Raw genomic sequence first — 22,686 nt, 5'->3', positions numbered from 1 at the left:
TGACCTGCCCAATTCATCTGGCGTACAGGATTTTCGGCCAAGTGGCGGGGCATGATCACACTGGCGGCCACTGGGGCAATGGCATCGTTCTGGAACGGCAAATGGGCAGCGGCAACCGCCTTGGCAGTGCCGGCCCTGGCCCTGGCGCAGCCTGCGTGGGCCCAGGACCAAGCGGTTCCGGCACCGGCCGTTTCCGCCCCGGTCCCGGTCCAGACCGCGCCTCAGGTAGCGCCGGACGGCGCAGCGCCGCCTTCCGAACCATCGGAACAGGAAGAAGCGCCCGGCATCGTGGTGCAGGGTGACGCCTATTCCCGCCAGGATCCCGTCCACGCGGTCAACGAAAAGTCTTACGAGGCGATCCAGAAGGGCGACAAGCTGGTGGTGGCGCCGGTGGCGCGGCTATACGCGCACGGGGTGCCTTCGCCGCTGCGGCGCGGGCTGCACAATGCGCTGTACAACTTGCGCGAGCCCAGCAACTTCGTGGCGTTCCTGCTGGAGCACAAGTTTGGCAAGGCGGGCCAGGTTCTGGTGCGCTTCACCGTCAATTCCACCATCGGCCTTGCCGGCCTGATCGATGTGGCCAAGGCCAAGCCGCTCAAGATTCCCTACCGCCCCAACGGCCTGGCCGACGTGGCCGGTTTCTATGGGATCAAGTCGGGGCCTTACCTGTTCCTGCCGCTGATCGGGCCGACGACGCTGCGCGACCTGATCGGCACCACGATCGACCGCGCCTGGTTCCCGCTTGCCGTGGGCGAGCCGCTCGATACCGTGCCCTATGGCCTGGCGGTGACCGTGATCGGCGGGCTGGATGATCGCAACGCGATCGATGGCCAGCTCAGGAAGTTCCGCGAGGAATCGTCTGATCCCTACAACGGCACGCGCGATTTCTACCTGAAGCGCCGCCAGGCCGAAATCGACGCGCTGCGCCATCCGCACAAGGATGAGGCGCCCAAGGACGAACCGGCGCCGAGCAAGCCCTAGGCGATATACGCCAGGCGCGCAGGGACAGACAGCCGCACCAGCGTGCCAAGGCCAGGCTCGCTTTCGATGGCAAAGGTTGCGCCGATGCGCCGGGCGCGTTCGCGCATGCCGATGAGGCCATAGTGCCCCTTGGTCAGCGCGGCGCGGTCTTCCGCGTCGGGCGTGGCGATGCCGATACCATCGTCACTGACGAACAGCACCAGCGCCCGCGCGCCGTATTCCACCTGGATCTCGATCGCCTTGGCCTGGGCATGGCGCACCGCGTTGCACAGCGCCTCGCCGGCAATCGCGACGATGTCGTCGGCAATGTCGGGCTGCAAAGGCCGCACCGTGCCTTTGATGGTCAGGCTGACGCGGGCAGTGGTGAGTTGCTTGTCGATCACGCGCTGCAACTGGCGGCGCAAGTGGCGGTCTTCCAGGCGGCGCAGGCCCTTGACCCGCTCGCGCCCCTCGACCAGCATTTCCTCCGCCCGGTCCAGCGCCGGAACCAGCACGGCCTGCGCCGCCGGATCGTGGGCCAGGTGATCGGCCACCGACTGGAACTGCATGATCAGGCCCTGCACCCCCTGGATCAGGGTATCGTGCAAGTCGCGCGCAATGCGCTCGCGCTCCTGCATGCGTTCAGCCATGCGATCGCGGATCAGCCGGCCCAGGTAATGCACCCGCGCCAGGTAGAGCAGGCAGAGCACGCCACCCAGCACCACCAGGGCCGCCAGTGCGCCCGCGCCCAGGGCGTCTCTACAGCTCAATGATGCCCCGCCGCGCCGCCTTGGTCACGGCGTGGGTGCGGTCGTTCACGTGCAGCTTGCCGAAGATGTTCTTGATGCCCGACTTGACCGTTTCCTCGGCCAGGTTGAGCGCCCAGGCGATCTGCTTGTTGGCATGGCCCGAGGCGATGAGTTGCAGGATCTGCGTTTCGCGCGGGGTGAGCGGTTCGTCGATCGCGTGGAGAGCGATTTCCTGCGCCACGTCGGGCGCCAGGTGGCGCTGCCCTTCGTGCACGGTGCGGATCGCGCCCAGCAGTTCGCGGCGCAGGCTGCTCTTGAGCAGGAACCCGGCCGCCCCTGCGCGCAGGGCCTGGAGCGCCTGGGCATCGCCGGAATAGGTGGTCAGCACCAGGATGCGCGCCTGCGGATGGCGCGCGCGGATCGCCTCGATCGCCTGAAGGCCGGACATGCCGGGCATGCGCAAGTCCATCAGCACCACCGCCGGGCGGAGGGCATCATAGAGGGCGACCGCTTCCTCGCCGGTCGCCGCTTCGCCCACCACGGCCATGTCGCTCTGCATCGCGATCACGGCGGAAACCCCTTCGCGCAGCATCGGGTGATCGTCGGCAATCAGGATGCCAATCTTGGTGTCGTTGCGCGCGGGCATGGCCGAAGGAATACCACGCTGAGGTGCCCAGCGGTAGCCACCCGAAATGGGGGGATCGTTTCCCCCCATGCAGGGGCTGGCATGCGCAGCAGCCGGGCGCAGACTGGAGGGCGAACAAACGCTGGCCGGGCGGGGGCAAAGGGCCCTTTCGCGCGCGGCCGGCAGGGGAGCCTTCACGTCATGCCCACGATCACCACCGCCGACGGCACCGAGATCTTCTACAAGGACTGGGGCAGCAAGACCGCGCAGCCCATCGTGTTCCACCACGGCTGGCCGCTTTCGGCCGACGACTGGGATGCGCAGATGATGTTCTTCCTGGGCGAAGGCTATCGCGTGATCGCGCATGATCGGCGCGGCCATGGCCGCTCCACCCAGACCGACACCGGCAACGAGATGGATACTTATGCCGCCGACGTGGCCGCGCTGACTGATCATCTCGACCTCAAGGACGCCATCCATGTCGGCCATTCCACCGGCGGCGGTGAAGTGGCGCATTACGTGGCGCAGGCCAAGCCGGGCCGCGTGGCCAAGGCCGTGCTGATCGGCGCGGTGCCGCCGATCATGCTGCAAACCCCGGCCAATCCAGGCGGCCTGCCGATGGACGTGTTCGACGGCTTCCGCGCCGCGCTGCTCGCCAACCGCGCGCAGTTCTTCCGCGATGTGCCTGAAGGCCCGTTCTTCGGCTTCAACCGCCCGGATGCCAAGGTTTCGCCGGGCCTGATCGACAACTGGTGGCGCCAGGGCATGATGGGCGGCGCCAAGGCGCATTACGATTGCATCAAGGCCTTTTCGGAAACCGACTTCACCGACGATCTCAAGGCGATCGAGGTGCCCGTGCTGATCATGCACGGCGAGGATGACCAGATCGTGCCGATCGCGGATTCCGCGCACCTTGCGATCAAGCTGGTCAAGCACGGCACGCTCAAGACCTATCCGGGCCTGCCCCACGGCATGGCGTCCACCCATCCCGAGGTGATCAACGCCGATCTACTCGCGTTCTTCAAGGCTTGAGCCGATGACGTACGAAACCAGCATCGATCTGTCCGCCCACGTGCGCAAGGCATCGGTGGCGCTGCTCCAGGCGCGCTTGTCCGATGCGTTGGACCTGGAGGCCCAGGCCAAGCAGGCGCACTGGAACGTGCGCGGCCGCCACTTCCTGCAATTGCATGGCCTGTTCGACGCCGTGCATGGTGAAGTGGAGGAATTCGTGGACCTGCTGGCCGAGCGGATCACCACGCTGGGCCACGTTGCCGATGGCCGGGTGCAGACCACGGCCGGCGCCACCACGCTCTATGACTATCCGCTCGCGGCGCATGGTGGAGACGCGCACTTGCGCGCCCTGGCCGCGAGCCTGGCGCTGTTTGGCAAGGCGGTGCGCGCAGCGATCGATGCCGCGGCGCAGGCGGGCGATGCCACCACCGCCGATCTCTTCACCCAGATCTCGCGCGGGGCGGACAAACAGCTCTGGCTGCTCGAAGCCCACCTCATTGCGGACTGACCGCCTTTTCCTCTCCTGCAAGGAACGCTGCCATGACCTTTAACGCCAAGTCGCTGATCAATCCTGACGATACCGTGTTCCTGTTCGTCGATCACCAGCCGCAGATGTCGTTCGGCGTGACCAGCATCGATCGCCAGTTGCTCAAGAACAACACTGTCGCGCTCGCCAAGGCGGCCAAGCTGTTCGGTGCGCCGATCATCCTCACGGCGGTGGAGACCAAGTCGTTCTCGGGCTATATCTGGCCTGAACTGCTCGACGTGGTGCAACAGACGCCGATCGAGCGCACCTCGATGAACAGTTGGGACAGCGAAGAGCTGGTTGCCGCGGTCAAGGCCACCGGCCGCAAGAAGCTGGTCATCGCCGCGCTGTGGACCGAAGCCTGCCTGCTGTTCCCCACGCTCAGCGCGATCGAGGAAGGTTTCGAGGTCTACATCATCACCGACGCCTCGGGTGGCACGTCGCCCGAAGCGCACGATGTCGCCATCCGCCGCATGGAGCAGGCCGGCGCGCAGTCGCTCACCACGATCAACGCGGTGCTGGAATTGCAGCGCGACTGGGCGCGGCGCGGCACCTATGACGGCGTGATGGCGATCGCCCGCGAGCACTTCGGCGCCTATGGCATGGGCGTGGACTATGCCTACACCATGCTCCACGGCGCGCCGCAGCGCGGCCAGTTCGCCCACGAAGTGGTCGGCGGCGCCGAGCACTGATCCCGCCGATCTCTGATTCCCTGCGGCCCGCTCTTCATCCCTCTTCGCAAGGCGGGCCGTTTCCCCAAGGAAACCTCATGAAGGCTTATCTCGCATCCCTCGCGGCCGGCCTCCTGGTGGGCATCGTCTATTCGTTGCTGGGCGTGCGCTCGCCTGCGCCGCCGGTGATTGCGCTGGTCGGGTTGCTGGGCATCCTGTTGGGCGAGCAGGCCGTGCCGCTGGTCCGCCATGCCGTGGCCGGGCATTCGCTGGCGGCTTTCGTGCGCACCGATTGTCGCAGCCACATCTTTGGCCGCCTGCCCGATGGCACCGCGCCGGAAAAGGACGCCTGAGATGCCCGATATGCACAGGCCAGACACGCTGATCGTCAACGCCAAGGTCACCACGCTGGACCGCGCCAACCCCACGGCGCAGGCGGTGGCGATCCGCGACGGCCGCTTCCTCGCCGTGGGCAGCGAGGCGGAGGTGCGCGCCGCCGCCGCGCCCGATGCGAAGGTCATCGATGCGGGAGGCCGCCGCCTGATCCCCGGCCTGATCGACAGCCACATGCACATCATCCGTGGTGGCCTGAATTACAACATGGAGCTGCGCTGGGACGGCGTGCCGACGCTGGCCGATGCCATGGCCATGCTCAAGGCCCAGGTCGATCGCACCCCCGCGCCGCAATGGGTGCGCGTGGTCGGCGGCTTTACCGAGCACCAGTTCGCTGAAAAACGCCTGCCCACGCTGGCCGAGCTGAACGCCGTCGCTCCCGATACGCCGGTGTTCATCCTGCACCTCTATGATCGCGCCCTGCTCAATGCGGCGGCGCTGCGCGTGGTTGGTTACACGAAGGACACGCCCAATCCGCCGGGCGGCGAGATCGTGCGCGACGCGGCCGGCAATCCCACCGGGCTGCTGCTGGCCCAGCCCAACGCCACGATCCTTTACAGCACCCTGGCCAAGGGGCCGAAGCTGCCGGAAGACTATCAGATCAATTCCACCCGCCATTTCATGCGCGAGGTCAACAGCCTGGGCGTGACCGGAGTGATCGACGCGGGTGGCGGCTTCCAGAACTATCCTGATGACTATGCCATCATCGAAAAGCTGCATGCCGACGATCAATTGACCGTGCGGATCAGCTACAATCTGTTCACGCAGAAACCCAAGGAAGAACTGGCCGATTTCGCCGGCTGGGTGAAGCAGGTTTCGCCGGGCCAGGGCGACGATACCTATCGCCACAACGGCGCGGGCGAGATGCTGGTCTATTCCGCCGCCGATTTCGAGGATTTCCGCGTCGCGCGCCCCGATATGCCGCCGAGCATGGAAAGCGATCTGGAGCCGGTGATCCGCCTCTTGGCCGAGCATCGCTGGCCCTGGCGCCTGCACGCGACCTATGACCAGACGATCGGCCGCGCGCTCGATGTCTATGAAAAGGTCAACCGCGATATTCCGCTGACCGGCATCAACTGGTTCTTCGATCATGCCGAAACGATCAGCGACCGCAATATCGACCGCATCGCCGCGCTGGGTGGCGGGATCGCGGTGCAGCACCGCATGGCCTATCAGGGCGAATACTTCGTGGAGCGCTATGGCCATCGTGCCGCCGAGCGAACCCCGCCGATCGCGCGGATGATCGCGGCGGGCCTTCCCGTGGGCGCCGGCACCGATGCCACCCGCGTGGCGAGCTACAATCCCTGGGTGTCGCTATCGTGGCTCGTCACCGGGCGCACCGTGGGCGGCATGGCGCTCTATCCCGGCGCCAACCGCGTTTCCCGCGAAAAGGCGCTGGCCATGTGGACTCACGAGAACACGTGGTTTTCCAATGAAGTCGGCAAGAAGGGCCAGATCATCGCCGGGCAACTGGCCGATTGCGCGCTGCTCAGCGCCGATTACTTCGCCGTGCCCGAGCATGACATTGCCCATATCCGCAGCGTGCTGACTCTGCTGGGCGGGCAGGTGGTGCATGGCGAGGGTGATTTCGCACCGCTCGCGCCGCAACTACCGCCGGCGATGCCGGACTGGTCGCCGGTCAACACCTTCGGCGGCTATCACCAGAGCGAGCAGGCCCGCGCGATGCTGGCCAGCGCCTGCGGTTGCGCCAGTGCCTGCCAGGTGCATGGCCACGATCACGCCGCTGCCCTGGGCCAGGCTGCCCCGGCCGCCGATGTGCAGACGTTCTGGGGCGCGCTGGGCTGCGGCTGCTGGGCGGTTTGACAGGAGAATTCACGATGAAGCTGCGTCTTTCCTTCCTCGCGCTGGCGCTTGTGGCCGCAGCGCCGGTGGCGGCCAAGCCGGTTGCCACGCCCGATTTCTCGGTGGGGCCGCAATACGATACCACCCACGTCTATGTGCCGCAGGACCAGTTCGACGCTTTCGTCACCGCGTTCCAGGCGACCTTTGGCGGCACCACCAGCAAGCAGGGCGAATTCCAGGTGACGCCCACGCCCAGCCTGACCAAGTCGCAACTGGTGCTTACCCCCGCCGGTACGGTTTCGGTGTTCGGCTTCAAGACGCCGGTGCCCTATCCGTTCGGCGCCGAACGCACCGGCTATCTGGTGACCGACATGGACGCCGCCGTCACCGCCGCGCGGGCGGCGGGCGCCACGCGACTGATCGAGACGTTCCCCGATCCGATCGGGCGCGACGTGGTGGTGCAGTGGCCGGGCGGGGTGAACATGCAGCTCTATTGGCACACCGCCACGCCGCACTATACCCCGCTCGCCACCGTGCCGGAAAACCGCGTCTACCTGACGGCGGACGCTGCCGACGCCTTCATCGCGGCCTGGACGCGCTTTGCCCATGGCCGCGTGGTGTCTGACGACAAGACCGCGCCGGGCGGCGAAGTGGGCCAGGCCGTGCCGATCCGCCGCGTGATGATCGACAGCGGCTATGGCAAGCTGACCGTGCTGGTCTCCAACGGCCAGTTGCCCTGGCCCTGGGGGCGGGACATGACCGGCTATGCCGTGCCCGATCTTGCCGCCACGCTGGCCAAGGCCACGGCTGCGGGCGTGGAAACGCTGATCCAGCCCCGCGAAGTGGGCGGGCGCATGGCCGCGCTGGTGCGCTTCCCCGGTGGCTATATCGCCGAAATCCACCAGAATGCGCTGCGTTGACATGATGAAGGTCCAACCCCGCCTTGTCGATGCGGTGCTCGATTGGCCGCCCACCTGGTTTGTCGCGCGGCTGCTGCTGGTGGGCGCCTATCTGGTGGGCGCGCTGGCCAAGCTGGGCGATTGGCCCGGCGCCGTGGCGGAACAGGCGCATTTCGGCATGCATCCGCCCGCGTTCTGGGCAGCGACGACGATCGCGGTGGAACTGGTCGGCCCGGCGCTGATCCTCGCCGGGCGGCTGGTGTGGCTGGGTGCGGGGATGCTCGGCGTGTTCACCGTGCTGGCCGCGTGCCTGGCCAATCCGTTCTGGGCCATGCAGGGCGCGGCGCGCTTTGCTGCCACCAATGCCTTTTTCGAGCATCTCGGCCTGGCGGGCGGCTTCGTGCTTGCCGCGCTGGTGGCCGAGCACGCGCGGCGCGAGGGGCGCATGTGATCGCGCGCCGGCCCGCCTGCTGGGCCATGCCGGCTGCCCTACTGGCGACGGCCGCTTACGCCCAATCCACCGATCAGGTCGCGGACCAGGCCGACGCCCTGCCGCGCAGCGTGATCGAGGCGTGGCGCCCACCGACGCTGACCATCACCCGCTATACCGAAAACTGGGCCGCGCTGGCCGATCCGGCCTTGCGCCAGCGGCGGTGGACCGGGCCGCTCAAGTATGTCCCGCTCGGATCGCCCGATCGCTACCTGTCCACCGGCCTTGAGCTGCGCGCGCGGGTGGAGGCGAGCGACGGGCAGACCGCGCGATACTGGCGGGCCATGGCCCATGCCGACCTGCATCTGGGCCGCGTTCGCCTGTTCGTGCAGGGGCTGGCCAATGCCGCCGGGGGGATCGTCGGCGGCTCCTCTCCGGTCGATCGCACCGGCGTCGATCTGGTGCAGGCCTTTGCCGATGTGACTGTGCCGCTGGCGCCGGGCACTACGCTGCGGCTGGAGGCGGGGCGCCAGTTGGTGAGCCTGGGCAGCGAGCGGCTGGTCGGCACACGCTATGGCCCCAACACGCCGCAGCCGTTCGATGGCACGCGCGCTCTGCTCGATTCCGGCCGCGTCACCGCCAGCCTGTTCTATCTCGTGCCGGTGGTGGCGGGGCCGCGCAATTTCGACGATGGCCGCTCCCGGCAAAAGGCGCTGTGGGGGCTTTATGCCACGCGCTGGCTGGGCATGGGCCATGCCGCGCGGATCGATGCCTATGCCCTGGTCTATCACGATCGCGCCGCCAGCCTGCAAGTCGCGGGCCTGGATCACGGCACGGGAGACGAGCGCCGCACCACGCTGGGCCTGCGCGCGGCGGGGCAGGCGGGGCGGGCCTATTGGGATGGCGAGGCGATGGTGCAGACCGGGCGGCTGGATGGCCGGCCGATCCACGCCTGGTCGCTGGCCCTGCGTGCCGGACGCCGCTTTCCCGCCATCCCCGGCAAGCCCGACCTGTCGCTCCACGCCGATCTCGCCACGGGAGACAAGGCCGCCGGCGATGGCCGCATGGAAGGGTTCAACCCGCTGTTTCCCAAAGGCAAGTATTTTGGCGAACTGTCGCCGTTCGGCCCGCGCAACCTGATCGATATTCATCCCGCACTGGCGTTCACGCTGGGCCGGATCAACGGCGGCGCGGTGCAACTCGGGCTGACGGCCATGGCCTATTGGCGGCAGAGCCGGGGCGATGGCGTCTATGACATTCCCGGCCACCGCCTGCACGCCGCCAGCGCCGGCCAGGCCCGCTTCCTGGGCAAGCAGGCCGAGGCGGTGATGACCTGGCAGGCCACCCGCGAACTGGCCCTGACCGCTTCGGCCAGCCGCTTCGTGCCCGGCGGGTTCCTGGTGCAGGCGGGCGCCACGCAGCCGATCGATCTTGTTGCCGGGGAAGCCCTTTTCCGGTTTTGAAGGAGAACGCCATGGACGAAACCCTCCCGCCGGCTGCTCCGCCAGCTTCGCCCGTTGCCGTGCAGCCGCCTTCGCCGCTGCCGCGCCTGTTGCTGCTGCTATCGGCCACCACCGGTCTGGTCGATGCCGTCAGCGTGCTGGGGCTGGGCAAGGTGTTTACCGCCAACATGACCGGCAACGTGGTGTTCCTCGCCTTTGCCCTGGCCCGCGCGCCGGGCTTCATGCCGGTGCCCTATCTGGTTGCGCTGGCGCTGTTCATGGCCGGTGCCAGCGTGGCCGGGCGGCTGTGGCGCCACGCTGCCAGCCACCCCTTGCGCTATTGGCTGATGCGTGCGGCTGTGCTGGAGGCGGTGCTGTTCCTGGTGGCGGCGGGCGTGGCACTGGTGCCGGCGGCACCGGGCGCGGTGGGGCACCCGGCGTGGGCGGCGCTGTCCATGGTGGCGCTGACGGCGGGGGCGATGGGTTTCCGCAACGCCACGGTGCGGCAGTTGAAAGTGCCCGATCTCACCACCACGGTCCTCACGCTCACCATCACCGGTCTTGCGGCCGACAGCGGCGGGCCGAACCTGCGCACGCGCCTGATGGCCATTGCCATGATCTTTGCCGGGGCGGCAGTAGGGGCGCTGCTGGTTCTGCACACGGGCCTTGCGGTGCCGCTGGCGCTGACCGCCTGCCTCGTGCTGGGTGGTACGCTGGCCTGCGTGCAGCACCCGCTGATGGCCCTGCCGCATCGCCCTTGACGGTGGCGATCTGGTCAGGCCGCAGCGCCTGAACAGCATGAAAAGGTTTGGCTTGCCAGCCGGCACATGCCAAGGCTAGAAACAGGTCAGACCAATTATGCGCTGGAGAGCCGATGCCCCGTTTCACGCCGTCCCGCCTTCCGCTGCGCTGGTGGATCATCGGCCTTGTCACCCTGGGCACGATTCTCAACTATCTCGCCCGCTCCACGCTGTCGGTCGCCGCGCCCACGCTGAAGGCGGAATTCGGGATGACGACGCAGCAATACAGCTGGGTCGTGCTGGCGTTCCAGGGCAGCTATACCGTGATGCAGAGCGTGGCCGGGGCGGTGCTCGACGCGCTGGGCACGCGGCTTGGCTTCCTGCTCTTCGCGGTTGGCTGGGGGCTGGCCAACATGGCCCACGGGCTGGCCACGGGGTGGCAGAGCCTGGCCGTGTTCCGCGGCCTGCTGGGCGCGAGCGAGGCGGCCGCGATTCCCGCCGGGGCCAAGACGGTGGCCGAATGGTTCCCCGCGCGCGAGCGGCCGCTGGCCACGGGCGTGTTCCAGATGGGCACCAGCCTGGGCAACATGGTGGCTCCGCCGTTGGTGGCGTTCTGCATCCTGGCGTGGAACTGGAAAGCGGCGTTCTTCGCCACCGGCACGCTCAGCCTTGCCTGGGCCGCGTTGTGGTGGTGGGGCTATCGCAGCCCGGCCGAGCATCCGCGCCTTTCGTCCGAAGAACGCGCGGTGATCGAGGAGGGGCAGGCGCAGGCGGCCAGCGACCAGGCCCCGACCACGCGCGGGCAGGTGCTGCGCACCCGTGCGTTCTGGGCCATTGCCGTGCCACGCTTCCTTTCCGAACCGGCGTGGCAGACGTTCAACTTCTTCATCCCGCTCTATCTCGTCGCCGCCTGGCACCTGGACCTCAAAGCCATCGCGGTGTGGAGCTGGTTGCCGTTCCTCGCGGCCGACCTCGGCAGCCTGGTTGCCGGGCTGCTGCCGCCCTGGTTGATGCGGCGCGGCGCGGGGCTGCTGGTCTCGCGCAAGCTGACCATGACCCTGGGCGCACTGTGCATGGTCGGCCCGGCCTGCATCGGCCTCGCCACCTCGCCGGGCATGGCCATCGCCCTGTTCTGCGTGGGCGGCTTTGCCCACCAGATGCTCAACGGCGCCCTGATCACCCTGTGCGCCGACGTGTTCGAGCCGCGCACCGTCGGTACCGCCAGCGGCATGGCCGGCTCGGCCGCGTGGATCGGTGGCATGCTGTTCACCCTGCTGATCGGCCAGAGCGCCGACGCCTGGGGCTACAACCCGCTGTTCGTGGCCCTGGCCGCGCTCGACGTGGTCGGCACGGCGGCGCTGTGGGCGCTGTTGCGCGGGCGGTGAGCGGGCAGGCCGCATTGACTAGCCTAATTAAATTATAAGCTAATCTCTTCAATTCTCTTCAGAAATGCTGAAAATTCTTGCAATATTTTAATATCAGCATCGTCAAGGCCATCGGGATCAAAATGCATTACTTGGTTACGAATGTTGCGTACCTTATCAAGTTGCTCGCAGAACGCGGTGCGGTCAATAACTATGCCGAGGCGGTTCCAGTTCGAGGGATTGCGTAGTAATACTACATATTCTCCGAACGTTAGATCAGCAACTGAGTTGACATCGTGTGCGCTGGCAGGATCGCGGGCGGCGACCAATTCTTGGACGGTGAACGTCTGTCCGATAATGTTACGCACATGCGTTTCAATTTCGCTTAACAAAAGGAAGGGTTCAGACAGCGCTCGAAATTGAAGGCTAAGATCAGCTGCGGTGACGATGCCAACAATACGGCGTTCGCGATCACGAACTAGCACAAAATCATGCCGAACAATTTCTTCGATAGCCTCAAAAATTGATGCATCCGTTTCGAGAACTATCGGTTTAGTTGTGTAGTCAATGAGGCGCTCAGACATTTCACCGACTACCAAGCGCATTGCGATTGACGACCAAGTTACCACGCCTTTTACGTCCCTCTCGCCCACCATCACAGGTAGTTGGCTGAAGTCGTTAAGCATCATAATTGTCACAGCCTTTTGTAGGCTGGTTTCCGGAGTAACTGAAACAACCGGTTTGTTCGCCGCTTGGAAGCGACTGAGCCGGTAGCTTGCCTCTCGGTGCTCCCACGTAGGTCCCGGTTCCGCTTCGTCTGACGTAAAAAGCACAACGCCTTCGGCCAGGCCGGTGGAGCTTGCTGCGGCATCACCCTGTGCATTGTCTTCGCTAACAAGGCGAAACGCAATCAATCCATCGATCCAAGGCTCCTCAAAATCTGGAATGGTGGCAAGCTGCGATGATGCTAGCTCTTCACGAATCCATGAAACAATCGCGACCCCTCGGCGCTTTGCACCGAACCAAGAAAGGAATTCACGCACAGTGACCGGATTTACGGCCCGGCCTGCTCGCAGTGTATCGCGAATGATTATTAATTTATCTGGCTGTGTTTCATTATCAATTATGACATCATCCATTACGTCGCTCTCAATTCGTAGACAACCGAATTTAGACCCGACACGATGCTTGGTCGGTTTCTCGAATGGCTAGATCGACTAGGTGTGTTTTGTAAAGATCTAATTCTCAGAAATTTTGGGGTACGGCGCTTTACGGCTATGACAGAATTAGAGGCTAATGGAATTTGATATCCGAAAATTCAGGATTAAAAATTTTATGCGCAATGTGCTTGATTTTTGCAAAACTACAGTTGCTCCTCAATGGGAGCGTATTTTCTGCGTTCCCATTCGTTTACCCCTCAATCTCGCGCTGGTATCGCCCCCTGGCGCATGATCGTCCAGCCGGCGCAGGCGTGGCCGGCCAGTGCGGCTTCGGCATCGCTGGCGCCATGCATCACGGCGCCGAGGAAGCCGGCGTTGAAGGCGTCGCCGGCGCCGCTGGTGTCCACCGGATTGAGGCGGGCGGGCGGGGGCACGATGGTGCCGCCGGGCAGTCGCGCGCCTTCCGGGCCGGCTTTCACCACCGTGCGCGGGCAGCCGAGAGCGGCCCAGCGGGTGGCGACGGTGGCGGGGGCGGTTTCGCCGGTGAGGGCGGTTTCGTCTTCCAGGGTGGGCAGGCCGATGCTGGCGGCGGCGATGGCGCGGGCGTGCCAGGTCTGCGCGGCTTGCGCGCTTTCCCACAGGCGCGGGCGATAGTTGCTGTCAAACGCCACGTCGCCACCATGGGCGCGCACTTGCGCGGCGAGCGCCAGCACCGCTTCGCGCCCCGCCTCGGGCAGGATCGCCAGCGAGATCAGCGAGAAATAGAGCAGCCGGGCCTGGGCGACCTCGGCCACGGCCTGCGCCGTTCCGGGCAGGGCGAACAGGGCGCGCGCGGCGCTGGTGTCGCGCCAATAGGTGAAGCTGCGCTCGCCCTGCGCGTCGGTGGTGATGGCATAGAGCCCCGCGCCGCGCGTGGGGTGGGTGAGGATCAGGCGGTCGTCAACGCCTTCCTGCACCCAGGCGGCGCGCAGGCGGGCGCTGAAGGGATCGGTGCCCAGCGCACTGAAAAACGCCACGTCATGCCCGGCGCGCGCCAGGTGGATCGCGGTATTGAGCGTGTCGCCGCCGTGGCCGAGGCGGAAACTGTCGTCCGCCCCGGTCAATTCCAGCATGCCTTCGCCCAGGCAGACGATGTGCCCGGCCGGCGCGCCCATGCTCACCAGTTCCACATCGTGCCGTCTTCCAGGCGGGCGACGGGCAGGTAGGCCGGCTTGTAGGGATACTTGGCGGCGAGGTCTTCGTCGATGTCCACGCCATGGCCGGGGGTTTCGCCAACGAACAGCTCGCCCTTCTCGAACCAGTAATCGTGCGGGAACACGGCGTCGGTTTCCGGGGTGTGGCGCATGTATTCCTGAATGCCGAAATTGGGCACCCAGGTATCGAAATGCAGCGCGCAGCCCATGGTCACCGGCGAAAGGTCGGTCGCGCCGTGGCAGCCGGTGCGGATCTGGTAGAGGCTGGCAAGGTCGGCAATGCGGCGCAAGTGGGTAAGGCCGCCCGCGCCGACCACCGTCGCGCGGATATAGTCGATCAATTGGTTCTGGATCAGGTCCTTGGCGTCCCAGATCGTGTTGAAGATCTCCCCCACGGCCAGCGGCGTCGTGGTGTGCTGGCGCACCAGCTTGAACGCTTCCTGGTTTTCCGCCGGGGTGCAGTCTTCCAGCCAGAACAACTGGAACGGCTCCAGCATCTTGCCCAGGTTGGCCGCTTCTTGCGGGGTATAGCGGTGGTGCCCGTCGTGCAGCAGGTGATGGTCGAAACCATAGGTCTTGCGCAGTTCTTCAAACAGCTTGGGCACGTGGTTGAGCGCCTTGCGCGTGTCCCACCCGGTGACCGAGGGCAGCGCGGCATCGGCCGGTTCATAGAACAGCTTGCCCCGGCCCACGCCATAGGCGTCCTTGATGCCGGGCACGCCGGTCTGGGCGCGGATCGCCTTGTAACCCATGTCGATGTACTGGCCCACCGCCTCCACCGTTTCGGCGATGTCGGAGCCGTTGGCATGGCCATAGACCATGATCCCGTCGCGGCTGCGCCCGCCGAGCAACTGATAGAGCGGCATGCCGGCCATCTTGGCCTTGATGTCCCACAGCGCCATGTCCACCGCGGCGATGGCGCGCATGGTCACCGGGCCGCGCCGCCAATAGGCACCGCGATAGAGATATTGCCAGATATCCTCGATGCGGCGCGGGTCCATGCCGATCAGGCAGGGAATCACATGCTCTTCGAGATAGGCTACCACCGAAAGCTCGCGCCCGTTGAGCGTGCCGTCGCCGATGCCATAGACCCCTTGGTCCGTCTCGATCTTGAGCGTGACGAAATTGCGGCCAGGGCAGGTCACGATGACCCGGGCGGCGGTGATTTTCATGATAAACCTCGCGTCTTCGCAGGCGAATGTGGTAAGGCCGGATTGGCTGACCGAAAAAGGCCTGTCAAGTTTCAGAAAAGTGGTAATACCAATTACCGGTGCACGAAAGGCGAAAAACAACCGCGATGACGCAGGAGAAGCAGGGCAACGACCGGCTGTACCAGGACCTGGCCCGGCTGTTGATCGAGGAACTGGCGCGGGGCGACTATCCGGTGGGCTCGCGCCTGCCGGCCGAACGCGACCTGGCGGCGCGCTTCAACGTCAGCCGCCCCACCGTGCGCGAGGCGATCATCGCGCTTGAAGTGCAGGGGCTGGTGGAAGTGCGCATCGGCTCGGGCGCCTATGTCCTGCGCCTGCCCGGCAGCGAGGACGCGCCCGGTTTCGACGCCACCGCGTTTGAAGTGACCGAGGCGCGCCTGCTGTTTGAAAGCGAGGCGGCCGCGCTTGCCGCGACGCAAGTGACGGACGAGGACTTGGCGGAAATCGAGGCCCTGCTGCACCAGATCGCGGTCGAAAATCTCGATCCCAATGGCACCGACCGTGCCGACCGCGCGTTTCACCTGGCCATCGCGCGCGCCACGCGCAACACGGCGGTGTTCAAGGCGGTGGAGAATCTCTGGGCCTTGCGCGCCAGCTCGCCCGAAGCGGCGCTGATGCACGAGAAGGCGCGCAGTGCCAACATCAAGCCGGTGGTCGAGGAACATACCGCGATTTTCCAGGCCCTGCGCGCGCGCGATCCGGCTGCGGCCCGCGCGGCGATGCGCACGCATCTGTCCGCCGTGATCGAAGGCCTGCTCTTCGCCACCGAGGAACGCGCCCTTGAGGAAGCGCGCCGCGCCATCGCCGCCAAGCGCACCCGCTATGCCCGCGCCACGGCCTAAAGGGGGCGGTGCGGGGCCCCGGATCAAGTCCGGGGCGACATTAAAGTTTTGGAATTCAATGGGCAGTTCGTCGCCCCGGGCTTGCCCTGGGGTCCTGCCGAACACCAGCGATTCTAGCGCGACAGGCACCATGGGCCGAGCGTGTCTTCGGCAAACAGCACGTGCGGACCGGCGGCGGTGGCCACCACGCCGCGCGCGCCCAGCGCGACAAGCGCGGTTTCGTCCACCACGGTTCCGGCGGGCAGCAGCAGGCGGCCATGCACGGTCTGGCTGGCCGCCAGCGCGGCGGCGCCGCCAAGGGCCTGCGCCAATGCCGGGGGCACGGCAGCGGGATCGATGGTGCGGGCGAAGGCCGGGGCGGAGTTTTCGGTAACGGCAGGGGCTGGCACTGGCGCCGGGGCGCCCATCGCCGCGCGGATTTCCACCGCGACCTGGTCTGCCTGCGGCCCCAGCACGACTTGCAGCGCGCGGGGGGAGGGGCGGATCAGGCCCTTGGCGCCCAAGGCGCGCAGCGCGGCTTCGTCCACCACGGCCTGATCGGCCACGACCAGGCGCAGCCGCGTGGTGCAGGCACCCACTTCCACCAGATTGGCAGCGCCGCCCAGTGCCATGGCAAAGGCCTGGCCGCGTTCGCCCACCAGCACCGGGGCGCCGGCGCTCGCCGTGGGCAGATCATCGCGCCCGGGCGTTTTCAGATCGAACCGCACGATGGCCCAGCGGAACACCCCGTAATAGACCCCGGCATAGGCCAGGCCGACCGGGATCAGCAGCAATGGCTTCTGCGCCTTGGAGAAATTCAGCACATAGTCGAACAGCCCGGCCGAAAAGCCAAAGCCCAGATGCACGCCCAACGCGGCCATCAGCGCCATGGCGGCGCCGGTGAGCACGGCGTGCAGCGCATAGAGCAGCGGCGCCAGGAACATGAAGCTGAACTCGATCGGCTCGGTCACGCCGGTGAGGAACGAGGTTGCCGCAAGGCTCAGCAGCATGCCGCCGGTGGCCTTGCGCCGTTCGGGCCGGGCGCTGTGATACATCGCCAGGCACGCTGCGGGCAGGCCGAACATCATCACCGGGAAAAACCCGCTCATGAACGCCCCGGCGGTGGGATCGCCGGCGAAGAAGCGGCGGAGGTCGCCCGTGGTGCCATGGAAATCGCCGAGCACGAACCAGGCGATGTTGTTGAGAATGTGGTGCAGCCCGGTCACCAGCAGCAGGCGGTTGAGCAGGCCGAAGATGAACAGGCCCACGCCGCCGCTGGCCAAGGCCGCCTGGCTCGCGGCGTTGGCACCGGCATTGATGCCGCCCAGCGACGCGCCGAGCAGGCCCGCGAGCGCCACCCCGGCCAGGCCAGAGATGATCGGCACGAATCGGCGGCCGCCGAAGAAGGCGAGATATTCCGGCGGCTTGACGCCCGAAAAGCGATTGTAGCCCAAGCCCCCGACGATGCCTGAGACAATGCCGAGCGGTACCGCGACATGATCGACCTGCGCGCTGCGCCAGGCGGCGGTGACGGCGGCCAGCGCCGTCTGCGGCACGCCGGCGGTAACGTCTGCCGGCACTTGCAGCAGGGCCTTGGCCCCTTCGGTGGCGACCAGGAAGCAGACCACGCCGGCCAGCGGCGCGGCGCCATTGCCATCCTTGGCAAAGCCCGTGGCCACGCCGATCGCAAACAGCAGGCCCAGGTTGGCGAACATGGCATTGCCCGCCGCGCTGACGAAATCGAGCCCGAGCAGGTCGGGCTGGCCGAGCCGCAGCAGCAGCGCCGCGACCGGCAGCACGGCGATGGGCAGCATCAGCGCGCGGCCCAGGCTTTGCAGATGTTGCAGCGCGTTGTTCACCGGCCCACTCCCTCGATCATCTGTGTTGCCAGCACGCGCACTTGCGCCGCCGTGGAAACCTGGAGCACTTCGAGCGCCAGGGCGCGGCAATCCTGGCTGGACAGCGCGCGCACCAGCGCCTTGATTTCCGGCACCATGGCCGGCGCGGCCGAAAGCTCGGTCACGCCCAGGCCGATCAGGATCGGCACGGCGAGCGGATCGGACGCAAGGCCGCCGCAAACGCCCACCCACTTGCCGTGGCTTTCCGCCCCTTCACAGCACAACCCGATCAGGCGCAGCACGGCCGGGTCCAGCCCGTCGATGCTGCCGGCGACGGCAGGGTTGCCGCGATCCATGGCGAGGGCATATTGCGTGAGATCGTTGGTGCCGATCGACAGGAAATCGCATTCGGCCGCCAGCGCATCGGCCATGACGGCCGCCGCCGGGGTTTCCACCATCACGCCCAGCGGCACCATGGGCAGGCCCAGGCTGGCCGCTTCGGCCGTGAGCGCGGCGCGCACGCTGCGCAATTCGTCCACCCGCGCGATCATCGGCGCCATCACCTTGACAGGCCCATGCGCCCCGGCACGCAGCACGGCGCGCAATTGCGGCACCAGCATCTCGCGCTGGGCCAGCCCCACGCGAATGCCGCGCAGACCCAGTGCCGGGTTTTCCTCGGCCGGGATCGGCAGATAGGGCGCGGGCTTGTCGCCCCCGATATCGAGCAGACGGATGATCAGGGGGCGGCCATCGAGCGCCTGGGCAATCGCAGTATAGTCTTCGGCCTGCTCGTCTTCGCTGGGCGCGCTGGCGCGGTCGAGGAACAGGAACTCGGTGCGCAGCAGGCCGCAGCCTTCGGCCCCGGAGGCCACGGCGGGTGCGGCTTCGCTGCGCTTGCCCAGGTTGGCGCAGACTTCGATGCGCAAGCCATCGCGGGTGCGGCCTTCTTCACCGGCAGCGGCCTGTGCGGCGGCCTTGCGCGCGGCGCGGCGGTCGGCCTCGACTTGGGCGGCAGCCCAGGTGGTCGCGTCGGGATCGACTGTCAGCATGCCGCCGGTGGCATCGAGCAGTAGCGGCGTGCCGGGCGCGATCGACAGCACGCGCGGGCCGGCGGCGACCAGGGCGGGAATGCCCTTGCTGGCCGCGATGATCGCCACGTGCGACGTGGGGCCGCCTTGCGCGGTGACCAGCCCGGCAACCTGCCCGGCAGAAAGCGCGGCAACTTGCGAAGGAACGAGATCGCGGGCGATGACGATAGCCGCATCGGGCAAGGCCACGGGCGGCGGCGTCTGGCCGGCCAGGTGCCACTGCAACTGCCATTCCAGATCGACGAAATCGTCGGCCCGCTGGGCAATGTGCGGATCGGGCGCGGCGCGCAGCGCGGCGGCGCGGGCCTGCATTACCGCGTGCCAGGCTTGGCTGGCGCTCTCGCCCCGCGCAATGCCGTCGTCGACCGCGTCGAGAATGTCCTCGTCGTCCAGCAACTGGCGATGCGCGATCAGGATGCCGGCCTGTTCGCTGCCCTCCTGGGCTTGCGCGCGGCCATCGAGATCGGCGGCGAGCGCAGCGCGGCCCTGGGCAAAGCGGGCGCGTTCGGCCGCTGCTCCGTCGCTTGCCTCTGCGCGCGGCGGTTCGGGGCGTTCGAGCCAGGCGGCCTGGCCGATGGCATAGCCGGCGGCGGCCGTGACCGCGATCAGCCGGTCGCCGGTTTGCAGCGGAGCAGATGGAACGGTGGCCGCCGGGGCAGGTGCTGCCGCCGGAGCGGGCGCCTGGTCCAGCGGGCGCAGTTCGCCCATGCCGGTCTCGATCAGATCGGCGAGCGCATCGATCGCCGCCTGGGCTGCCGGGCCGCTGGCCATCACGATCATCGCATCGCCGTGGCGCAGGCCGAGCGCCATGATCGCGCTGGGGCTGCGCAGGCGGCACGGCGCGGCATCGGGCGTGGCGGCAGGCACGATCCGCACATCGGCGTCATAGCTGCGCGCCAGCTCGGCCAGCCGTGCGGCCGGGCGAGCGTGGAGCCCGTGCGCCAGCGGCAGGCGCAAGGTCACTTGCGCGGCTGGCACAAAGGCCTGGGCCTTGCTGTCGGCCTTCGTGGCGGCGGGGGCCAGCACCAGCAGCGGCGCGCCGCGCGTGATGCGGCCCGGCGCGGCCTGCTCGATCACCGCATGGCCCGCCGTTTCGGTCAACACGATCGGCGTCACCAGGCTTTTGACGCGCGGGGCAACGGCGCCCAGGTCCACCGTGATCAGCGGCTGGCCGGCGACCACGCGATCCCCGGCGCGAACATGGGCCACGAAACCTTCACCGCCCAGGCGTACCGTTTCCAGCCCGATGTGCATCAGCACTTCCACCCCCCCGTCCAGGCGCAGCGTGATCGCATGACCGGCGGCGTGGAGCGAAACCACCGTGCCCGCTGCCGGGGCGTGCAGCGTGCCGTCCAGCGGATCGATCGCCACGCCATCGCCCAGCAGGCGCTGCGCGAACACGGCATCGGGCACGTCGTCGAGCGGAGAGAGCCAGCCATCGAACGGCGCGGCAAGGATCAGGCTGGACATCGGCAGGATCGGCTTTCTTCAGGCGTCGCTATCACGGGTGGGCAAGGGACAAGTCAGATCATCGTGGTTCCGCCGATCCAGCATTGCACGGGTTGCAGCGCCGCATCCAGCCACACCATGTCTGCCCGCCGTCCCTGGGTAAGCGTGCCGATCTCGGCATCCAGCCCGAGGAACGCGGCCGGAGTGTGGCTGGCCATGCGGCTGGCCATGGCCACGTCGGCGCTGGTCAGGGCCACCATGTTGCGCACGGCGCCGGCCATATCCAAGCTGGAGCCGGCGAGCGTGCCGTTTTCGTCCTGGCAGACGCCATCGGTCACGGTGATCGTCCGCCCGTTGAGCAGGAACGAACCGTCGCTCATGCCCACGCTGGGCATGGCATCGGTCACCAGCATCAGGCGATCGACGCCTTTCATGCGCAGCGCGATTTCCAGCGCCGGGGCGGCCACATGCACGCCATCGGCAATGATCCCGCACCACACCGCATCGTCGAGCAGCGCGGCGCCGACCATGCCCGGCGCGCGGTGCTGCAACGGCGACATGGCGTTGAACAGGTGGGTCACCCCGGTCACGCCGCCGGCAAAGCCGGCCTGCGCCTCCGCAAACGTGGCATTGGTGTGGCCGGCGCTGACGATCACGCCTGCCGCGCGCAGGCGCGCCAGGCCAGCCGGGTCCACCTGCTCGGGCGCGATGGTCAGCATCACCTTGCCGCGCCGGGGGCGGCACAGCTGCGCCAGCAGATCCTCATCAAGCCGGCGGATCAGCGCGGGATCGTGAATGCCCTTGCGCACCGCGTTGATGAACGGCCCTTCGATGTGCAGGCCGGCAATGCCGGGCATGCCCTGGGCAATCGCCATGTCCACCACGTCGAGCGCGGCCGAGATGGCCGCCGGCGTGTCGGTGATCAGCGTTGGCATCAGCGTGGTCGTGCCAAAGCGGGCATGGGCGCGGGCGATCGTTTCCAGCGCCGCCACGGTGATCGCGTTGTTGAGCAACGCGCCGCCACCGCCGTTGACCTGGCTGTCGACGAAGCCGGGCAGCAGCCAGCCACCCGCCAGATCGATCGGGGCGACGTCCGGGGACAGCGAGCCGGTGGCATCGATCGCGGCAATGCGTCCGTTGTCGAGCGTGAACTGGGCGGCGTTGGCCGTGGTGTCGCCCAGCAGGATGTGCCCGTTGGTAAAGGCCAGGACCGTCATCGCGTGCGCGTCACTTTCGCCAGGAACGGGGGCTCGTCAGGGTTGAACCCGCGCGACAGGGATAGCGCATTGACCATGCGATAGAAGCTCGCGATGCGCAGCAGCGGCGCAATCGCCTCGTCCGCCGCCAGGGCAGGCAGCAGCGTCAGGCCAGGAGCAGCGGCAACGGCGTCCGGCTCCGCCGTGGCGAGGAAGACCTGCGCGCCGCGCTCGGCAAAGTCGGCGCAGACCTGGCGCACGTCGGCCCCGGCCTGGCCGCCGATGTCGAAGCCGAGCACCGGGAAGCCATCGCGGACGATCGCCATGGGGCCGTGGCGGACTTCGGCGGAGCTGAACGCCTCGCCATGCAACCCGCTGGTTTCCTTGAGCTTGAGCGCGGCTTCCTGGGCGATCGACAGGCCATAGCCACGGCTGATCAGGAACAGGTTGGTGGCCTCTTGCAGGCCGGCCTGCGCCGCCTGCCAATCGAGGGCAAAACTCTGGTCGAGCGCGACAGGCAGGCCAGGCAGGGCTGCGGTCAGCGCCTCATCCTGGCTCCACGCGGCGACCAGTGCGGCGATACCGGCGAGCGAGGTGATGAACGATTTGGTTGCCGCCACCGAGATTTCCGGCCCTGCGCAGAGCGGCAGGGGCACGTCGGCCAATTGCGCCAGCGGCGACTGGTCGTTGTTGACCAGAGCCACGACCATCGCGCCCGACGCCTTGTAGCGTTCCACCGTGGCGAGCATGTCCGGGCTGTGGCCCGATTGCGAGATGGCGATGCACAGCGGCGGGTTGGCGCCATCCGCGCGCAGCGGCGCGTCATAGAGCGAGACGGTGGAAAACGCTGCCGAAGCCGTGGGCACGCCCAGCAGGGTCTCGATCATGTACTTGGCATACGTGGCGGCATGGTCCGACGAGCCGCGCGCACAGGTCAGCACCAGCGCGGGGGGCGCTGCCCGCAGCCGCGCGCCAAGATCGGCCAGGGCCTGGACATTGTGCGCCATGAACCGTGCCACGGCCGCGCCGGCCTCGGCCGCTTCGCGATGCATCCAAGTGGCGGTGGCAGCAGCGCCCGTGTCAGGTGAACTCGAGGGCGTGATCAACTTGGCCTCCA

General features: G+C 67.3%; 21 protein-coding genes. 12 read left to right on the top strand and 9 right to left on the bottom strand.

Features of this window, described 5'->3' with window-relative positions; translation table 11 throughout:
• Positions 1 to 51 precede the first annotated feature (51 nt).
• Positions 52 to 981 (top strand): MlaA family lipoprotein, encoded by a 930-nt coding sequence (locus IE191_RS07130; protein ID WP_191323680.1) that lies wholly within the window; start codon positions 52 to 54, stop codon positions 979 to 981.
• Here the strand turns inward: IE191_RS07130 and IE191_RS07125 are convergent.
• On the bottom strand, positions 978 to 1,730 hold the full coding sequence (locus tag IE191_RS07125; RefSeq protein ID WP_191323679.1) for a sensor histidine kinase: 753 nt from the start codon (positions 1,728 to 1,730) through the stop codon (positions 978 to 980). The two genes, IE191_RS07130 and IE191_RS07125, sit on opposite strands and share 4 nt — an antisense overlap.
• On the bottom strand, positions 1,720 to 2,355 hold the full coding sequence (locus IE191_RS07120; protein ID WP_191323678.1) for a response regulator transcription factor: 636 nt from the start codon (positions 2,353 to 2,355) through the stop codon (positions 1,720 to 1,722). The genes IE191_RS07125 and IE191_RS07120 overlap by 11 nt, the downstream gene beginning before the upstream one ends.
• A 180-nt stretch (positions 2,356 to 2,535) precedes the next feature.
• Here IE191_RS07120 and IE191_RS07115 point away from each other — a divergent pair, with 180 nt between their 5' ends.
• The 10 genes from IE191_RS07115 (at position 2,536) to IE191_RS07070 (ending at position 11,634) form a co-directional block, all read left to right on the top strand.
• Complete coding sequence (locus tag IE191_RS07115; protein WP_191323677.1) at positions 2,536 to 3,366, top strand: alpha/beta fold hydrolase; 831 nt, start codon at positions 2,536 to 2,538, stop codon at positions 3,364 to 3,366.
• 4 nt (positions 3,367 to 3,370) lie between these two features.
• Positions 3,371 to 3,853, top strand: coding sequence for a DNA starvation/stationary phase protection protein Dps (dps, locus tag IE191_RS07110; RefSeq protein WP_191323676.1), 483 nt, complete (start codon positions 3,371 to 3,373; stop codon positions 3,851 to 3,853).
• Positions 3,854 to 3,885: 32 nt separating this feature from the next.
• Positions 3,886 to 4,563, top strand: a complete 678-nt coding sequence (locus tag IE191_RS07105; protein ID WP_191323675.1) for a hydrolase — start codon at positions 3,886 to 3,888, stop codon at positions 4,561 to 4,563.
• Between the two features lie 77 nt (positions 4,564 to 4,640).
• Positions 4,641 to 4,895 (top strand): DUF1427 family protein, encoded by a 255-nt coding sequence (locus tag IE191_RS07100; protein ID WP_191323674.1) that lies wholly within the window; start codon positions 4,641 to 4,643, stop codon positions 4,893 to 4,895.
• A gap of 1 nt (position 4,896) precedes the next feature.
• Positions 4,897 to 6,759, top strand: a complete 1,863-nt coding sequence (locus tag IE191_RS07095; RefSeq protein ID WP_191323673.1) for an amidohydrolase — start codon at positions 4,897 to 4,899, stop codon at positions 6,757 to 6,759.
• Between the two features lie 14 nt (positions 6,760 to 6,773).
• Positions 6,774 to 7,658 carry a glyoxalase gene (locus IE191_RS07090; protein WP_191323672.1) on the top strand — a complete coding sequence of 295 codons (885 nt, stop codon included), beginning with the start codon at positions 6,774 to 6,776 and terminating at the stop codon, positions 7,656 to 7,658.
• 4 nt (positions 7,659 to 7,662) lie between these two features.
• Positions 7,663 to 8,088 carry a DoxX family protein gene (locus IE191_RS07085; RefSeq protein WP_373299256.1) on the top strand — a complete coding sequence of 142 codons (426 nt, stop codon included), beginning with the start codon at positions 7,663 to 7,665 and terminating at the stop codon, positions 8,086 to 8,088.
• 26 nt (positions 8,089 to 8,114) lie between these two features.
• Positions 8,115 to 9,530: an alginate export family protein gene (locus tag IE191_RS07080; protein WP_191323670.1), complete on the top strand. Its 1,416-nt coding sequence runs from the start codon at positions 8,115 to 8,117 to the stop codon at positions 9,528 to 9,530.
• 11 nt (positions 9,531 to 9,541) lie between these two features.
• Positions 9,542 to 10,270, top strand: coding sequence for a YoaK family protein (locus tag IE191_RS07075; RefSeq protein ID WP_191323669.1), 729 nt, complete (start codon positions 9,542 to 9,544; stop codon positions 10,268 to 10,270).
• A gap of 113 nt (positions 10,271 to 10,383) precedes the next feature.
• Complete coding sequence (locus IE191_RS07070) at positions 10,384 to 11,634, top strand: MFS transporter (protein ID WP_191323668.1); 1,251 nt, start codon at positions 10,384 to 10,386, stop codon at positions 11,632 to 11,634.
• A gap of 32 nt (positions 11,635 to 11,666) precedes the next feature.
• Here IE191_RS07070 and IE191_RS07065 read toward each other — a convergent pair whose 3' ends face one another.
• From IE191_RS07065 to manD, 3 genes are all read right to left on the bottom strand, one after another.
• Complete coding sequence (locus IE191_RS07065) at positions 11,667 to 12,752, bottom strand: CBS domain-containing anti-phage protein (RefSeq protein ID WP_191323667.1); 1,086 nt, start codon at positions 12,750 to 12,752, stop codon at positions 11,667 to 11,669.
• Between the two features lie 278 nt (positions 12,753 to 13,030).
• Positions 13,031 to 13,927, bottom strand: coding sequence for a sugar kinase (locus IE191_RS07060; RefSeq protein WP_191323799.1), 897 nt, complete (start codon positions 13,925 to 13,927; stop codon positions 13,031 to 13,033).
• 2 nt (positions 13,928 to 13,929) lie between these two features.
• Positions 13,930 to 15,138, bottom strand: coding sequence for a D-mannonate dehydratase ManD (manD, locus tag IE191_RS07055; protein WP_191323666.1), 1,209 nt, complete (start codon positions 15,136 to 15,138; stop codon positions 13,930 to 13,932).
• Positions 15,139 to 15,263: 125 nt separating this feature from the next.
• Between manD and IE191_RS07050 the strand changes: the two genes are divergently transcribed.
• Entirely contained in the window at positions 15,264 to 16,019 is a 756-nt protein-coding gene (locus tag IE191_RS07050; RefSeq protein ID WP_191323665.1) for a FadR/GntR family transcriptional regulator, read from the top strand.
• A gap of 113 nt (positions 16,020 to 16,132) precedes the next feature.
• Here IE191_RS07050 and nagE read toward each other — a convergent pair whose 3' ends face one another.
• Genes nagE through IE191_RS07030 form a run of 4 tightly spaced genes read right to left on the bottom strand, consistent with a single transcriptional unit; the run spans position 16,133 to position 22,621 of the window.
• A complete protein-coding gene (nagE, locus tag IE191_RS07045; RefSeq protein ID WP_191323664.1) occupies positions 16,133 to 17,857 on the bottom strand; it encodes an N-acetylglucosamine-specific PTS transporter subunit IIBC in 1,725 nt (574 codons plus the stop codon).
• Positions 17,854 to 20,394, bottom strand: coding sequence for a phosphoenolpyruvate--protein phosphotransferase (gene ptsP / locus IE191_RS07040; RefSeq protein ID WP_191323663.1), 2,541 nt, complete (start codon positions 20,392 to 20,394; stop codon positions 17,854 to 17,856). Before ptsP ends, nagE begins: the two co-directional genes overlap by 4 nt.
• 53 nt (positions 20,395 to 20,447) lie before the next feature.
• On the bottom strand, positions 20,448 to 21,590 hold the full coding sequence (nagA, locus tag IE191_RS07035; RefSeq protein WP_191323662.1) for an N-acetylglucosamine-6-phosphate deacetylase: 1,143 nt from the start codon (positions 21,588 to 21,590) through the stop codon (positions 20,448 to 20,450).
• Positions 21,587 to 22,621, bottom strand: a complete 1,035-nt coding sequence (locus IE191_RS07030; protein WP_191323661.1) for an SIS domain-containing protein — start codon at positions 22,619 to 22,621, stop codon at positions 21,587 to 21,589. The genes nagA and IE191_RS07030 overlap by 4 nt, the downstream gene beginning before the upstream one ends.
• Positions 22,622 to 22,686: the final 65 nt, after the last annotated feature.

This window comes from Novosphingobium pokkalii, from assembly GCF_014652855.1.
Taxonomy (GTDB): Bacteria; Pseudomonadota; Alphaproteobacteria; order Sphingomonadales; family Sphingomonadaceae; genus Novosphingobium; species Novosphingobium pokkalii.
This window is presented reverse-complemented; position numbering and strand designations above follow the sequence as displayed.

Bases quoted from the DNA above. Each gene is read 5' to 3' on its own strand.
- dps (WP_191323676.1), top strand. From the start codon at position 3,371: ATGACGTACGAAACCAGCATCGATCTGTCCGCCCACGTGCGCAAGGCA.
- IE191_RS07115 (WP_191323677.1), top strand. From the start codon at position 2,536: ATGCCCACGATCACCACCGCCGACGGCACCGAGATCTTCTACAAGGAC.
- IE191_RS07095 (WP_191323673.1), top strand. From the start codon at position 4,897: ATGCCCGATATGCACAGGCCAGACACGCTGATCGTCAACGCCAAGGTC.
- nagA (WP_191323662.1), bottom strand. From the start codon at position 21,590: ATGACGGTCCTGGCCTTTACCAACGGGCACATCCTGCTGGGCGACACC.
- IE191_RS07030 (WP_191323661.1), bottom strand. From the start codon at position 22,621: ATGCATCGCGAAGCGGCCGAGGCCGGCGCGGCCGTGGCACGGTTCATG.
- IE191_RS07105 (WP_191323675.1), top strand. From the start codon at position 3,886: ATGACCTTTAACGCCAAGTCGCTGATCAATCCTGACGATACCGTGTTC.
- IE191_RS07070 (WP_191323668.1), top strand. From the start codon at position 10,384: ATGCCCCGTTTCACGCCGTCCCGCCTTCCGCTGCGCTGGTGGATCATC.
- IE191_RS07065 (WP_191323667.1), bottom strand. From the start codon at position 12,752: ATGGATGATGTCATAATTGATAATGAAACACAGCCAGATAAATTAATA.
- IE191_RS07130 (WP_191323680.1), top strand. From the start codon at position 52: ATGATCACACTGGCGGCCACTGGGGCAATGGCATCGTTCTGGAACGGC.
- IE191_RS07075 (WP_191323669.1), top strand. From the start codon at position 9,542: ATGGACGAAACCCTCCCGCCGGCTGCTCCGCCAGCTTCGCCCGTTGCC.
- IE191_RS07100 (WP_191323674.1), top strand. From the start codon at position 4,641: ATGAAGGCTTATCTCGCATCCCTCGCGGCCGGCCTCCTGGTGGGCATC.
- IE191_RS07120 (WP_191323678.1), bottom strand. From the start codon at position 2,355: ATGCCCGCGCGCAACGACACCAAGATTGGCATCCTGATTGCCGACGAT.
- IE191_RS07090 (WP_191323672.1), top strand. From the start codon at position 6,774: ATGAAGCTGCGTCTTTCCTTCCTCGCGCTGGCGCTTGTGGCCGCAGCG.
- IE191_RS07060 (WP_191323799.1), bottom strand. From the start codon at position 13,927: ATGGGCGCGCCGGCCGGGCACATCGTCTGCCTGGGCGAAGGCATGCTG.
- IE191_RS07080 (WP_191323670.1), top strand. From the start codon at position 8,115: ATGCCGGCTGCCCTACTGGCGACGGCCGCTTACGCCCAATCCACCGAT.
- IE191_RS07085 (WP_373299256.1), top strand. From the start codon at position 7,663: ATGAAGGTCCAACCCCGCCTTGTCGATGCGGTGCTCGATTGGCCGCCC.
- IE191_RS07050 (WP_191323665.1), top strand. From the start codon at position 15,264: ATGACGCAGGAGAAGCAGGGCAACGACCGGCTGTACCAGGACCTGGCC.
- manD (WP_191323666.1), bottom strand. From the start codon at position 15,138: ATGAAAATCACCGCCGCCCGGGTCATCGTGACCTGCCCTGGCCGCAAT.
- ptsP (WP_191323663.1), bottom strand. From the start codon at position 20,394: ATGTCCAGCCTGATCCTTGCCGCGCCGTTCGATGGCTGGCTCTCTCCG.